Genomic DNA, 15446 nt, shown 5'->3' on the forward strand with positions numbered 1-15446 from the left:
AGTTAGAAATCGTTTAAAAAATTAGTCGAAATTAGGAGAATAGAAAGTATGTCTGAGAGAGTTTTAAGTCTTGAAGAAATAAAACAAGTGGAGTTGGATATTTTAAAGTATCTACATGAATTATGTGAACAGCATCAGATTAAATATTTTATTGATTTTGGAACCTTACTAGGAGCTGTCCGACATAAAGGATTTATCCCTTGGGATGATGATACGGATATTTCCTTGGCGCGAGATGAATTTGAAAAGCTTTATAAGGTTTTAAAAAATGAGAATCATCCCTACTACAAATTGATTTCTTTTAGAGAAACAAAAGGCTATCCGTATAGTTATATGCGTGTTCATGATATTAGAACACGTAGAGACGCCAATCTTCTGGACCCGACAGTCGTATTGGGAACTTGCGTTGATATTTTTCCATACGATGGTGTCGTGACGGAGGAAAGTGATTGTAAGAAAATGAAGCTCTATAAACACTTTGTCCGCCTTTCTTCTTTGAATTTTAAAGGGATCAAGTCTGAGAATGGTGGACTTAAAAATCTGCCTCGTTATATTGGGTCAGCTATTTTCCGTCTAAGCTCTCCACAAACTTGGAATCAAAAATTAGAGAACCTTGCTTTGAAATATAGTGTAAATCAGGCTACAGATCTTACCTGTACGATATTTGATCCAAGCTTTCCAGAGGGAATCAAAAAAGAATGGCTCTATGATCTGATTGATATGCCATACGAAAACATCGTAGTGAAGGCTCCGAGAAAATACCATGAAATTCTTGTCTACGAATTTGGAGCAGACTATATGACTCCACCACCTGTTGAACAGCAGGTTCCAGGAACTGATAAGAATTATTGGATTGATTAGTAAGAGATTGTTTTCATCGAGAAAGGAGTGTTCAAGATGAAGAATAAAAGATTAGTTAAATCAGTCAGTTATAGTTTATTTGCTTTCCTTTTTGTGTTGATTGGTTTATCACAACAAGTTAATGCAGACACCATTACTGCTGGTTCAGGTAATCGTATCCATTTCATAAATACTAAAGCAAAATCCGGGAGTGATGCTATTCTTCTGGAGAGCAATGGTCATTATGCCTTGATTGACATGGGGGAAGATTATGACTTTCCTGATGGGAGTGACCCACGCTATCCAAGCCGCTGGGGAATTTCCATGAGAAATTATCAAGTCTTGGAAGACCGTTTGATTCGCCATCTTGATCAGATTGGTGTTAAAAAATTAGATTTTATTTTGGGAACCCATGTACATAGTGACCATATCGGCGGAGCAGATGAGATACTTAATCGTTACCAGGTTGGTAAGTTTTATTTAAAAAAATATTCAGATGATCGGATCACCTCACACTGGGGACTCTGGGATAATCTTTTCAATTATGATAATGCTTTGAGAACCGCACACAAACGAGGAGTTACTCTTATTCAGAATATTACAGACGAGGATAGTCACTTTAAATTAGGTGATATGGATATCCAACTCTATAATTATAAAAATGAATATGATGCTGATGGTAACCTGAAAAAAGTTCTAGATGATAACTCCAACTCAATCGTTTCAGTGGTGACTGTGGCAGGAAAGAGAATCTATCTTGGTGGAGATTTGGATAACGCAGAAGGAGCGGAAGATAAGTTAGGTCCTGTTATTGGTAAGGTAGATATGATGAAATGGAATCATCATTATGATGCGACAATTTCAAATACGATTAATTTTCTTGAAAACCTATCTCCAAAGATGATTATTCAGACAACTGGTGGTGATATTAATGTTGCTTCAACCAGAGAATATCTCCAAAAGAAAAATATTCAAGTTCTCAGAGCTTCTAGTCAAACTCAAGATGCTACCGTTTTTGATATTAGTGATAGCGGATTTGCCAATGTTTCTAATCTCTTCCCGGACATCCCTGTAGTTGACGAAAAATGGTATCAAGAAGGTGGCTACTGGAAATATCGTTTAAGTGACGGGGAAATGGCTATCGGTTGGAAAGAGATTGGCGGAGCCACTTACTTCTTTAATGGAAAAGGGCAAATGCAAGCAGGACGCTGGCTTCACCTTAATGATGATTGGGGAGAAAATGCCAAGGGAAATGACTACTATTTGAACCAAAATGGTAAAATGCAAACTGGTGGTTGGTTCAAGCTGGATGGTCATTGGTATTATATCCAATCAAATGGTGCTAGACGATTTAGTGAGCTTTCTGAAATTGGAGGGAAGAAATATCTCTTTGCAGCAGATGGGAAGATGCTAACAGGAAATCAATTCTTTAATGGCAAGAAGATGTTCTTTAGCGAAAGTGGTGCACTCCAAACAGCAGGTAAACCTTTAACTTGGCAAAAGATTGATTCAGATTGGTATTTCTATGATGAGGATGGGCTACGGACTGTTGGCAAAAAGAATATCAATGGAAGCACGTATTACTTTAATCAAGAAGGTGTGATGCAAACCGGTTGGGCCTTTGTTGATGGTCACTGGAACTATTTTGCAAGTTCTGGAGCTATGAAAACTGGCTGGATCAAGGATCAGGATACTTGGTATTATCTGGATAAAGATGGTATCATGCTCACTGGAAAACAAGATATAAATGGTGTTCGTTACTATTTGAACGCTAGCGGTGCAATGCAAACGGGCTGGAAATGGCTAGAGAATAATTGGTATTACTATGCGAACTCAGGCGCTATGAAAACAGGCTGGATTAAGGATAATGAGAAATGGTATTACCTAAATCAAGATGGTATTATGTTAACTGGAATCCAGACGATTGGCGGTACGCGTTACTATTTGAGTCCTAGTGGTGCCATGCAAACAGGCTGGCAGTGGCTTGATAAACACTGGCATTACTACGCTGACTCAGGGGCTATGAAAACCGGTTGGTTGAAAGAACAAGGAACATGGTATTATCTTGAAGATCAGGAAGGTATCATGTTGGTCGGCTTCCAACAAGTAGATGGTAAGCAGTATTACTTTAGTGCATCAGGAGCTATGCAAACAGGCTGGAAATGGTTTGATAATCATTATCGTTACTTTGAAGCAAGTGGAGCAATGAAAACAGGTTGGATAAAGGATAAAGGAATCTGGTATTATCTCAATCCTGAAGATGGCATCATGTTGGTTGGCCTTCATAAAGTAAATGGTGATCATTATTACTTTGATGACTCAGGAGCTATGCAGACCGGTTGGAAACGACTTGATGGTAATTGGTACTATTTCCAAACAGATGGTTCCTTGTTGAAAAATGCAACTACGCCTGATGGTTATAAGGTAAACGAGGAAGGCATTTGGAGACAGGCTGTTGCTGCTGTAAATGGCGAAGCAGATCAGTCAGAAAAGAAGCAAGAAGCTAATTCCTCTATTGCTGAAGAGCCAAAACAAGATTCAAATCTAGAAGCCAATACTTCTGACAAGAAAGAAAAAGAATAAATAAGAAACACCCTACTGATAAACGCTCGTTTATCAGTAGGGTGTTCTTTTAGTTTCTTTTGATCTTAGCTAGTACTAGGTTCAGTGCATAGTGAAGTGTTTTATCCTTAGTGAGAAAGAGTGTTAAGAGATAGTAGATTCCACAAGTAGCTATGGTAGAGAGAACCATGAGGATCATGTTGAGGTTCACCGTATAGGAACTGATTTGGAAAATCATCTTGAAAATATAGAAGATCGGGATAAATCCAAGGGATATGAGACCATAACGTGTTAAGGTTACAAAAATTTCTTTTAAATTGATTAGTTGGTGTTTCCTAATAAAATGAATTTCTAAGAGAACAACGATGGCTTCCGCAATAATGGTCGTAGCAATATAATACTCAGGGGCAAAAATATTATTGATATACAAGATACAGTTGAAGAGGAGATTTGCTCCACCACCAGCAAAGTAGAAAGCAGTCAAGCGGTTCTCGTGGTCATTGATAAAGATAATTTGCTTACCAAGAATCAATTCAATAGCCCAGATAATGGTTCGAAAGGCGAAGACGCTGGTCACGATACCTGCCTCAAGATACTTTTCAGAAGAGTAGATAACCGTTGCGTACTTTCCTAAAATCATAATTCCGAAACTAGTTGGAATCATGAGAAAATAGAATAATGATGCCGCTTGATTTACAAGATAATTATAAGAATTGTAATCCTTTTTCCCGAGGTAGTAGCCGAGACGTGGAATGCTGACACTGATAGCTCCACTTAAGACACCAGCAATCAGCATGACGATGCTATAGGCAATTGTATAATAAGAAATATAGTTTTCATCTGGTCCCTTGGTGATAAACATTCTATCTAGCAAGGTATAAAGCATATTGGCATTTGCCAAGAGAAGCATAGTAAAGAGTGGTTTAGAAGCCTTAGCTAACTCGATGAAACCAATTTTGACAAAGGAAACTTCTCTCTTGATCCAAAGAAAACTAAGGAGGTAGTTGAGGATAGTGGTCGCTGTCATGACGATAGCGTAGGGAACAATATCATTAGCAGTTTTGACAAAGGCAAAGATGGCGACCAGCATGGTAATCCGAATAATCAATGTCTTGTAAAGGATAAAGGCATAGTTTTCATAGGCCTCATTCATCCATTCGATATTGAGGAATTGGAAGAGTGCCTGAGCTCCTAGGATGTAGTAAAGGACTTTAAGGTTCTCAATGCTGGTGTCAAAGAAGATAAAGAGGAAGTAGATACCAGTCGTCAGAAGAGATGTGAAAACAGAAATATAAAACAGCTTAGAAAAGACATAGTTGATTTTATTCTTGTCGTCCTTAACCTTACTGATAGCACGAATCCCGTAGTTGTAAATACCAAAGGCAGCTAGTGGAATGACAAAGCTGGCCCAGGTATTAGCGGTATTGAAGTAACCGTAGTTGGATTTGCTGAGAATCCGCGTCAGATAAGGGTTGGTTATCAGCGGAAAAACGATATTGAGGATATTGACCAGCAAGCTAGCCAATGCATTAACTTTTATATTTTTCATTGAACTTTCTTTCTTAAATGTAACATTATCTCTAGTATTATATCACATTCCAGCTTCATTCTTTTGATAAAATCCTAAAAATCTAGTATAATAGATAGACTGAAAGTATGAGGTTACTAGATATGAAGATGAAACAAATTAGTGATACAACACTGAAAATCACGATGACTTTAGATGATTTGATGGATCGGGGAATGGAGATTGCAGACTTTCTCGTTCCTCAGGAAAAAACCGAAGAGTTTTTCTATGCTATTTTAGATGAGTTAGAGATGCCCGACAATTTCTTGGATAGTGGCATGCTCAGTTTTCGTGTGACGCCAAAACCAGATAAGGTCGATGTCTTTGTGACCAAGTCTAAGATTGACCAAAACCTAGATTTTGAAGATTTGGCGGACCTACCTGACATGGAAGAATTGGCCCAAATGTCGCCGGACGAATTTCTCAAAACCTTGGAAAAGAGTATCGCAGAAAAGACCAAGGATGATATTGAAGCTATCCAATCTCTAGAGCAGGTCGAAGCAAAGGAAGAAGAGCAAGAGCAAACAGAAAAGGAGACGGAGAATAAGAAAGAACCTTATATCTACTATATCCTGCGCTTTGCAAGCCTTGCTGACTTAGTTGCTTTTTCAAAGACGGTTAACTACCAGATGGAAACATCTGAACTCTATAAGATGAATGGGCACTATTATTTGACAATTTTAGTCGATATTGAAAATCATCCAAGTCCATACCCAGCCTGGCTCTTGGCTCGTATGCGTGAATTCGCAGACGACAGTGATATCAGTCGTTCGGTCTTACAAGAGTATGGTCGCATCTTGATTAATCACGACGCTGTGCTCGGTCTTCAAAAAGTTAATTCATAGTTTTTAGAAATCAATTTTTACTTATCAGAAAAGACGAATCCCATGATTCGTTTTTTCTTTTCTATCTATAAATAGTGGTTTTCTTGGATAGGAATTTTCGAAAAATTCTGTTATAATGGCTATATTAGAAAATTTCGAGGAGACAAACATGACAGTTAAAATTGCTTTACTTGGATTTGGTACCGTTGCAAGTGGTGTACCATTCCTCCTAAAGGAAAACGGAGAAAAAATCATCCAGTCAGCTCATTCAGAGATTGAAGTAGCCAAGGTATTGGTTAAGGATGAAGATGAGAAGAACCGCTTACTTGCAGCAGGGAATGACTTTAACTTTGTAACCAATGTAGACGATATTTTATCAGACAAGGACATTACTATCGTAGTGGAATTGATGGGGCGTATCGAACCAGCTAAAACCTTTATCACTCGTGCCTTAGAAGCTGGAAAACACGTTGTTACTGCTAACAAGGACCTTTTGGCTGTCCATGGTGCAGAATTGTTAGAAATCGCTAAAGAGAACAATGTGGCACTCTACTACGAAGCAGCAGTTGCTGGTGGGATTCCGATTCTTCGTACCTTGGCAAATTCATTGGCTTCTGATAAAATCACGCGCGTTCTTGGTGTCGTTAACGGAACTTCTAACTTTATGATGACCAAGATGGTCGAAGAAGGCTGGTCCTACGATGATGCTCTGGCTGAAGCTCAAAGACTTGGATTTGCAGAAAGTGATCCTACAAATGATGTTGATGGGATTGACGCAGCCTACAAGATGGTCATTTTGAGCCAATTTGCCTTTGGGATGAAGGTTGCTTTTGACGATGTAGCCCATAAGGGGATCCGCAATATCACACCAGAAGATGTGGCTGTAGCCCAAGGCCTTGGCTATGTTGTCAAATTGGTTGGTTCTATCGAAGAAACTCCTTCAGGTATTGCCGCAGAAGTAACTCCAACTTTCCTTCCTAAAGCACATCCACTTGCCAGTGTGAATGGGGTCATGAACGCTGTTTTTGTAGAATCTATAGGTATTGGTGAGTCTATGTACTACGGACCAGGTGCGGGTCAAAAACCAACTGCAACAAGTGTTGTAGCGGATATTGTTCGTATCGTTCGTCGCTTGAATGATGGTACCATTGGTAAAGACTTTAACGAATATAGCCGTGAACTTGTCTTGGCCAAGCCTGAGGATGTTAAAGCAAATTACTATTTCTCAATCTTGGCACCAGATTCAAAAGGTCAGGTCTTGAAACTTGCTGAAATCTTTAATGCTCAAGATATTTCCTTCAAGCAAATCCTCCAAGATGGAAAAGAGGATGACAAGGCGCGTGTAGTGATTATTACTCATAAGATTAATAAAGCACAACTTGAGAATGTTTCATCAGAGTTGGCCAAAGCTTCAGAATTTGACCTCTTGAATACTTTCAAGGTGTTAGGAGAATAGAATGAAGATTATCGTACCTGCAACCAGTGCCAATATCGGGCCAGGTTTTGATTCGGTCGGTGTAGCTGTAACCAAGTATCTTCAAATTGAGGTCTGTGAAGAACGAGATGAGTGGTTGATTGAACACCAGATTGGCAAATGGATTCCACATGACGAGCGTAATCTCTTGCTCAAGATTGCCTTGCAAATTGCGCCTGACTTGAAACCAAGACGCTTGAAAATGACCAGTGATGTTCCCTTAGCGCGTGGCTTGGGTTCTTCAAGCTCGGTTATTGTTGCTGGGATTGAACTAGCTAACCAACTGGGGAATCTCAACTTATCTGATCATGACAAATTGCAGCTGGCGACTAAGATTGAAGGGCATCCTGACAATGTTGCTCCAGCCATTTATGGTAAACTCGTTATTGCAAGTTCCGTTGAAGGGCAAGTTTCAGCCATTGTGGCAGACTTCCCAGAGTGTGATTTCCTAGCCTACATTCCAAACTATGAATTGCGTACTCGAGACAGCCGCAGTGTCTTGCCTAAAAAATTGTCCTACAAGGAAGCAGTTGCAGCTAGTTCTATCGCAAATGTTGCTGTTGCGGCCTTGTTGTCAGGAGACATGGTGACAGCTGGACAAGCAATCGAGGGAGACCTCTTCCACGAGCGCTACCGTCAGGATCTGGTGAGGGAATTTGCGACGATTAAGCAAGTGGCTAAAGAAAATGATGCCTATGCAACCTATCTCTCTGGAGCTGGTCCGACAGTTATGGTTCTGGCTTCTCATGACAAGATGCCGAAGATTAAGGCAGAATTGCAAAAGCAGTCTTTCAAAGGCAAACTGCATGATTTGAAGGTTGATACGCAAGGTGTCCGTGTCGAAACAAAGTAAAGAATAGCAGATAGGATGGGGAAAGTCTCGACTAGGGGGCTGCTTCCTGTCCTTTTTTTGAAAAGAAGTTTATACTCAATGAAAATCAAAGAGCAAACTAGGAAGCTAGCCGCAGGCTGCTCAAAACAGTGTTTTGAGGTTGTGGATAGAACTGACGAAGTTAGCTCAAAATACTGTTTTGAGGTTGCAGATGTAAGCTGACGTGGTTTGAATTTGATTTTCGAAGAGTATTAGTTAAAAACTTGATAAAGGAGAAATAAAGATGGCAGAAATTTATCTAGCAGGTGGTTGTTTTTGGGGCCTAGAGGAGTATTTTTCACGAATTTCAGGCGTATTAGCAACCAGTGTCGGCTACGCTAATGGCCAAGTCGAAACGACCAATTACCAGCTGCTCAAGGAAACAGACCATGCAGAAACGGTTCAAGTGATTTATGATGAGAATACAGTATCACTAAGAGAGATTTTACTTTATTATTTCCGTGTCATTGATCCCTTATCAATCAATCAACAAGGAAATGACCGTGGTCGCCAATATCGAACGGGGATTTATTATCAGGATGATGCAGACTTGCCAGCTATCTATACAGTGGTGAAGGAGCAGGAGCGCATGCTGGGTCGAAAGATTGCAGTAGAGGTGGAGAAACTTCGCCACTACATTCTGGCAGAAGATTACCACCAAGACTATCTCAAGAAAAATCCTTCAGGTTACTGTCATATCGATGTGACCGATGCGGAGAAGCCATTAGTTGATGCGGCAAACTATGAAAAGCCTAGTCAAGAAGTGTTAAGGGAAAGTTTATCTGAAGAGTCTTACCGTGTTACACAAGAAGGTGCTACAGAGGCTCCATTTAGCAATGCCTATGACCAAACCTTTGAAGAAGGGATTTATGTAGACATCACGACGGGTGAGCCACTCTTTTTCGCTAAGGATAAGTTTGCCTCAGGTTGTGGTTGGCCAAGTTTTAGCCGTCCGATTTCTAAGGAATTGATTCATTATTACAAAGACCTGAGTCATGGAATGGAGCGAATCGAGGTTCGTTCTCGGTCAGGAAATGCTCACTTGGGTCATGTTTTCACAGATGGTCCTCAGGAATTAGGTGGCCTGCGTTACTGTATTAATTCTGCCTCCTTGCGCTTTGTAGCCAAGGATGAGATGGAAGAAGCAGGATATGGCTATCTATTACCTTACTTAAACAAATAAAACTGAGAGGGTGGGGCTTCCCACTTTCTTCATTTCTAGAATAAGAATAGAAGGGATTTATGAAACACTTACTATCTTACTTCAAACCCTACATTAAAGAATCCATTTTGGCACCCTTGTTCAAGTTACTTGAAGCTGTTTTTGAGCTCTTGGTTCCCATGGTGATTGCTGGGATTGTTGACCAATCCTTGCCTCAGAGAGATCAAGGGCATCTATGGATGCAGATTGGCCTGCTCCTTATCTTTGCAGTGATTGGCGTTTTAGTGGCCTTGGTAGCCCAGTTTTACTCAGCCAAGGCAGCGGTTGGGTTTGCCAAAGAATTGACAGACGACCTTTATCGTCATATTCTTTCCTTGCCTAAGGACAGCAGAGATCGTCTGACAACTTCTAGCTTAGTGACTCGCTTGACTTCGGATACCTACCAGATACAGACTGGGATCAATCAATTCCTGCGCCTCTTTTTGCGAGCGCCCATTATCGTTTTTGGGGCTATCTTTATGGCCTATCGCATCTCAGCTGAGTTGACTTTCTGGTTTTTGGTCATGGTTGTCATTCTGACGATTGTCATTGTGGTGCTCTCACGACTGGTCAATCCTCTTTACAGCAATCTCAGAAAGAAAACGGACCAGCTGGTTCAGGAAACGCGCCAGCAATTACAAGGGATGCGAGTTATTCGTGCTTTTGGCCAGGAAAAACGAGAGTTACAGATTTTTCAAACCCTTAACCAAGTTTATACCAGATTGCAAGAAAAGACGGGTTTCTGGTCTAGTTTGTTAACACCTCTGACCTATCTGATTGTCAATGGAACCCTTCTCGTCATCATCTGGCAGGGCTATATTTCTATACAAGGAGATCTACTCAGCCAAGGTTCCTTGGTTGCCCTAATCAACTATCTCCTGCAAATTTTAGTAGAATTGGTCAAGCTAGCCATGCTGATAAATTCTCTCAACCAGTCTTATATCTCAGCTAAACGAATCGAGGAAGTCTTTGCTGAGACTCCAGAAGATATCCATTCGGAGTTAGAACAAAAACAAGCTACCAGTAATCAGGTTTTACAAGTCCAAGAATTGACCTTTACCTATCCTGATGCCGCCCAGCCTTCTCTGAGAAACATTTCCTTTGATATGAAGCAAGGGCAAATCCTTGGTATCATCGGGGGAACTGGTTCAGGTAAATCAAGCTTGGTTCAAGTATTACTTGGTCTTTATCCAGCAGACAAGGAAAGCATTGACATTTATCGAGATGGATGTAGTCCTCGTAATCTTGAGCAGTGGCGGTCTTGGATTGCCTATGTACCCCAAAAAGTCGAACTTTTTAAAGGAACTATTCGTTCCAACTTGACTTTGGGTTTCAATCGAGAAGTATCTGACCAGCAACTCTGGCAGGCCTTGGAGATTACGCAAGCTAAGGATTTTGTCAGTGAAAAGGAAGGACTTTTGGATGCCCTAGTTGAGGCAGGAGGACGAAATTTCTCAGGTGGACAAAAACAAAGGCTGTCCATCGCACGTGCAGTCTTGCGCCAAGCTCCATTTCTCATCCTAGACGATGCGACCTCGGCCCTCGACACCATCACTGAGTCCAAGCTATTGAAAGCTATCCGAGAAAATTTACCTAACACGAGCTTAATCTTGATTTCTCAACGGACTTCGACACTTCAGATGGCTGACCAGATTCTCCTCTTGGAAAAAGGTGAGCTCCTAGCTGTTGGCAAGCACGAGGAATTGATGAAGTCCAGCCAAGTCTATCGCGAAATCAATGCATCCCAACATGGAAAGGAGGACTAGCATGAAACGACAAACCGCAAACCAGACGCTCAAACGTTTGGCCATAGATTTAGCAAGCCATCCCTTCCTCCTTTTCCTAGCCTTTCTAGGAACTATTGCCCAAGTTGGCTTATTGATTTACCTTCCTATCTTGATTGGGCAGGTCATTGACCAAGTTCTAGTGGCTGGTTCTTCACCAGTTTTTTGGCAGATTTTTCTCCAGATGATCTTGGTGGTCATAGGAAATACTCTGGTACAATGGGCCAATCCTCTCCTCTATAATCATCTAATCTTTTCTTATACTAGAAACTTGCGAGAGCGAATCATCCATAAGCTCCATCGTTTACCGATTGCTTTTGTGGATCGGCAGGGCAGTGGAGAGATGGTCAGTCGTGTGACCACAGATATAGAGCAGCTGGCAGCTGGCTTGACCATGATTTTCAACCAATTTTTCATTGGTGTCTTGATGATTTTGGTTAGTATCCTAGCTATGCTTCAAATTCACCTCCTCATGACCTTCTTGGTCTTGCTGTTGACGCCGCTGTCCATGGTGATTTCACGCTTTATTGCTAAACGCTCCTATCATCTCTTCCAGAAACAAACAGAGACGAGGGGGATTCAGACTCAGTTAATTGAAGAGTCTCTTAGCCAGCAGACTATTATCCAGTCCTTTAATGCTCAGACAGAGTTTATCCAAAGACTGCACGAGGCGAATGCCAACTACGCAGGCTATTCTCAGTCAGCCATCTTTTATTCTTCAATGGTCAATCCTTCGACTCGCTTTGTCAATGCGCTGATTTATGCGCTTTTAGCTGGAGTGGGAGCTTATCGTATTATGATGGGATCCACCTTGACCATCGGGCGTTTAGTGACCTTTTTGAACTATGTTCAGCAGTACACTAAGCCCTTTAACGATATTTCTTCTGTTCTAGCCGAATTGCAAAGTGCTCTCGCTTGTGCAGAGCGTGTCTATGCTGTCTTAGAAAGTCCTGAGGTGGCTGAAACAGGTAAGGAAGTCTTGACCAGTGATCAAGTTAAGGGAGCTATTTCCTTTAAGCATGTTTCTTTTGGATACAATCCTGAAAGGATCTTGATTAAGGATTTGTCTATCGATATCCCAGCTGGTAGCAAGGTGGCCATTGTTGGTCCGACAGGTGCTGGAAAATCAACTATTATCAATCTCCTCATGCATTTTTATCCTATTAACTCAGGAGATATCTTGCTGGACGATCGTTCCATTTACGACTATACCCGAGCATCATTGAGACAGCAGTTTGGAATGGTGCTCCAGGAAACCTGGCTCAAGCAAGGAACCATTCATGACAATATTGCTTTTGGGAATTCTGATGCTAGTCGGGAGCAAGTGATTGCTGCTGCCAAAGCGGCCAACGCAGACTTTTTCATCCAACAGTTGCCACAGGGATACGATACTAAGTTGGAAAATGCAGGAGAATCTCTCTCTGTTGGGCAAGCCCAGCTCTTGACCATCGCTCGAGTCTTTCTAGCTATCCCAAAGATTCTTATCTTAGACGAGGCAACTTCCTCCATCGATACACGGACAGAGGTGCTAGTACAGGATGCCTTTGCCAAACTCATGAAGGGGCGCACAAGCTTTATCATTGCTCATCGTTTGTCAACCATTCAGGATGCGGATTTGATTCTTGTCTTGGTAGATGGTGACATTGTTGAGCATGGTAACCATCAGGACCTCATGGCTAGAAAGGGCAAGTATTACCAAATGCAAAAAGCAGTAGCTTTTAGCTCTGAATAATCCTTTCTATTTTAAAATCTTATGGACAAAAAAAGTTGCCTTCGGGTGACTTTTTTGTTACAATAGCTAGAAAAATCAGGGTCTTAGAAGGAGAAAACAATGAAAGTCTATCAGCATGTAAATATCGTGACTTGTGACCAAGATTTCCATGTTTATTTGGATGGTGTCTTAGCCGTTAAGGACTCTCAAATCGTCTATGTCGGCCAAGAGGAGCCAGAGATTTTGGAGCAAGCTGAGCAGATTATAGACTATCAGGGAGCCTGGATCATGCCTGGTTTGGTCAATTGCCACACCCATTCTGCTATGACAGGCTTGCGAGGAATCCGAGATGACAGCAATCTCCACGAATGGCTCAATGACTATATCTGGCCAGCAGAAGCAGGATTTACTCCCGATATGACTACCAAGGCAGTCAAAGAAGCTCTGACAGAAATGCTCCAGTCAGGAACAACAACCTTCAACGATATGTATAATCCCAATGGTGTGGATATCCAGCAAATTTATCAGACAGTAACAGATTCTAAGATGCGTTGTTATTTCTCACCGACCCTCTTTTCTTCAGAGACAGAAACAACTGCTGAGACTATAAGTAGAACACGTGCCATCATAGAGGAAATCTTAGAATATAAAAATCCAAATTTCATGGTCATGGTAGCCCCTCACTCTCCATATAGCTGTAGTAGAGACTTGCTGGAAGCGAGCTTAGATATGGCAAAAGAGCTGGACATTCCTATCCATATCCATGTGGCGGAGACCAAGGAGGAATCAGGAATTATCCTGAAATGCTATGGCAAACGTCCCATCGCCTTTCTAGAAGAACTGGGTTACTTAGATCATCCGTCTATTTTTGCTCATGGGGTCGAACTAAACGAGCGAGAAATTGAACGTTTGGCAATCTCTCAAGTGGCCATCGCTCACAATCCTATTAGTAACCTCAAACTGGCCTCAGGGATTGCTCCCATCATCCAACTGCAAAAAGCAGGAGTAGCAGTGGGAATTGCGACAGACTCGGTTGCTTCTAATAACAACCTAGATATGTTTGAGGAAGGACGGACTGCAGCCCTCCTTCAGAAGATGAAGAGTGAAGATGCCAGTCAATTCCCTATCGAGATAGCCCTTAAGGCTTTGACCATTGAAGGTGCTAAGGTTCTTGGAATGGAAGATCAGATAGGAAGTCTGGAAGTTGGCAAGCAAGCAGATTTTCTCGTTGTTCAACCTAAAGGAAAAATCCATCTTCAACCAGAGGAAAATATGCTCTCTCACCTTGTTTATGCAGTCAAATCCAGTGATGTTGACGATGTCTATATTGCAGGACAGCAGGTTGTTAAGCAAGGCAAAGTTTTGACGGTAGAGATTTAAAAAAATTTCAAAAAAAGTTTGCAAAAATCTTGCATTCTTTTTTGGTCTATGCTATACTTATATACGGTTTAAAAAAACTGCCTAAGACAGTAGGGGAGCTCGACTCATAAATATCCTACCGAGGACAAAACGTATCATGTAAAAAGAAGCGTATTGTACTTTCGTGTCTAGGTTTGGGCGCGTTTTTCTTTTGGAAAAATTCCCCAAGCAAAATAATTACGGAGGTGAACACACTAATGAGTGAAGCAATTATTGCTAAAAAAGCGGAACTAGTTGACGTAGTAGCTGAAAAAATGAAAGCTGCTGCATCTATCGTCGTTGTAGACGCTCGTGGTTTGACAGTTGAGCAAGATACAGTTCTTCGTCGTGAGCTTCGTGGAAGCGAAGTTGAGTATAAAGTCATTAAAAACTCAATCTTGCGTCGTGCAGCTGAAAAAGCTGGTCTTGAAGATCTTGCATCAGTATTTGTTGGACCATCTGCAGTAGCATTTTCTAACGAAGATGTTATCGCACCAGCGAAAATCTTGAACGACTTTGCTAAAAACGCTGAAGCACTTGAAATCAAAGGTGGTGCAATCGAAGGCGCTGTCGCATCTAAAGAAGAAATCGTTGCTCTTGCAACTCTTCCAAACCGCGAAGGACTTCTTTCTATGCTCCTTTCTGTACTTCAAGCGCCAGTGCGCAACGTTGCTCTTGCAGTCAAAGCGGTTGCAGACAACAAAGAAGACGCAGCTTAATCTTAAGCTACGCAGCGTAGCCTAGCTACGAAAAAAACTATTATAAAATTTAAAACTTATTTGGAGGAAATAACAATGGCATTGAACATTGAAAACATTATCGCTGAAATTAAAGAAGCTTCAATCCTTGAATTGAACGACCTTGTAAAAGCTATCGAAGAAGAATTTGGTGTAACTGCGGCTGCTCCTGTAGCTGTAGCTGCTGCTGGTGGCGCTGAAGAAGCTGCTAAAGATTCATTTGACGTTGAATTGACAGCTGCAGGCGACAAGAAAGTCGGCGTTATCAAAGTTGTACGTGAAATCACAGGTCTTGGACTTAAAGAAGCTAAAGAACTTGTTGATGGTGCACCAGGTGTCATCAAAGAAGGCGTTGCAGCAGCAGAAGCTGAAGAAATCAAAGCTAAATTGGAAGAAGCTGGAGCTTCAGTTACTCTTAAATAAGAGGCATATACCAATTAGAATTCGGAATACTATAGTATCAGCCTTTTAGAATCG

General features: G+C 41.3%; 12 protein-coding genes and 1 other annotated feature. Of the genes, 11 read left to right on the forward strand and 1 reads right to left on the reverse strand.

The genetic code is table 11. From position 1 onward, the window contains the following. The first annotated feature begins 48 nt into the window (after positions 1–48). Together MK403_RS05935 and MK403_RS05940 are read left to right on the forward strand one after the other, a co-directional pair. Positions 49–861: a LicD family protein gene (locus tag MK403_RS05935; RefSeq protein WP_268709264.1), complete on the forward strand. Its 813-nt coding sequence runs from the start codon at positions 49–51 to the stop codon at positions 859–861. A gap of 36 nt (positions 862–897) precedes the next feature. Then, on the forward strand, positions 898–3423 hold the full coding sequence (locus MK403_RS05940) for an MBL fold metallo-hydrolase (RefSeq protein WP_268709265.1): 2526 nt from the start codon (positions 898–900) through the stop codon (positions 3421–3423). 49 nt (positions 3424–3472) lie between these two features. Here MK403_RS05940 and MK403_RS05945 read toward each other — a convergent pair whose 3' ends face one another. Beyond that, the gene (locus MK403_RS05945; RefSeq protein WP_169446256.1) at positions 3473–4951 is read right to left on the reverse strand and encodes an oligosaccharide flippase family protein; all 1479 of its coding nucleotides are present in this window, start codon (positions 4949–4951) and stop codon (positions 3473–3475) included. A gap of 122 nt (positions 4952–5073) precedes the next feature. Between MK403_RS05945 and mecA the strand changes: the two genes are divergently transcribed. The 9 genes from mecA (at position 5074) to rplL (ending at position 15392) form a co-directional block, all read left to right on the forward strand. Continuing rightward, a complete protein-coding gene (gene mecA / locus MK403_RS05950) occupies positions 5074–5814 on the forward strand; it encodes an adaptor protein MecA (RefSeq protein ID WP_093585700.1) in 741 nt (246 codons plus the stop codon). Between the two features lie 148 nt (positions 5815–5962). After that, positions 5963–7249, forward strand: a complete 1287-nt coding sequence (locus MK403_RS05955) for a homoserine dehydrogenase (RefSeq protein WP_268709266.1) — start codon at positions 5963–5965, stop codon at positions 7247–7249. A 1-nt stretch (position 7250) separates the two neighbouring features. Further along, complete coding sequence (gene thrB, locus MK403_RS05960) at positions 7251–8120, forward strand: homoserine kinase (protein WP_268709267.1); 870 nt, start codon at positions 7251–7253, stop codon at positions 8118–8120. Positions 8121–8382: 262 nt separating this feature from the next. Then, complete coding sequence (gene msrB / locus MK403_RS05965) at positions 8383–9321, forward strand: peptide-methionine (R)-S-oxide reductase MsrB (protein WP_268709268.1); 939 nt, start codon at positions 8383–8385, stop codon at positions 9319–9321. Positions 9322–9380: 59 nt separating this feature from the next. Beyond that, positions 9381–11105, forward strand: a complete 1725-nt coding sequence (locus MK403_RS05970) for an ABC transporter ATP-binding protein (RefSeq protein ID WP_268709269.1) — start codon at positions 9381–9383, stop codon at positions 11103–11105. A 1-nt stretch (position 11106) separates the two neighbouring features. After that, positions 11107–12855 carry an ABC transporter ATP-binding protein gene (locus MK403_RS05975; RefSeq protein ID WP_268709270.1) on the forward strand — a complete coding sequence of 583 codons (1749 nt, stop codon included), beginning with the start codon at positions 11107–11109 and terminating at the stop codon, positions 12853–12855. Positions 12856–12954: 99 nt separating this feature from the next. After that, a complete protein-coding gene (locus MK403_RS05980; protein WP_268709271.1) occupies positions 12955–14214 on the forward strand; it encodes a TRZ/ATZ family protein in 1260 nt (419 codons plus the stop codon). Positions 14215–14276: 62 nt separating this feature from the next. Then, positions 14277–14412, forward strand: a sequence feature (ribosomal protein L10 leader region). 38 nt (positions 14413–14450) lie between these two features. Next, positions 14451–14951: a 50S ribosomal protein L10 gene (gene rplJ / locus MK403_RS05985; RefSeq protein WP_001287274.1), complete on the forward strand. Its 501-nt coding sequence runs from the start codon at positions 14451–14453 to the stop codon at positions 14949–14951. Between the two features lie 75 nt (positions 14952–15026). Further along, positions 15027–15392 carry a 50S ribosomal protein L7/L12 gene (gene rplL / locus MK403_RS05990; protein ID WP_001196968.1) on the forward strand — a complete coding sequence of 122 codons (366 nt, stop codon included), beginning with the start codon at positions 15027–15029 and terminating at the stop codon, positions 15390–15392. The last annotated feature ends 54 nt before the right edge of the window (positions 15393–15446 follow it).

It is taken from the genome of Streptococcus oralis, from assembly GCF_026782285.1.
Taxonomy (GTDB): domain Bacteria; phylum Bacillota; class Bacilli; order Lactobacillales; family Streptococcaceae; genus Streptococcus; species Streptococcus oralis_CG.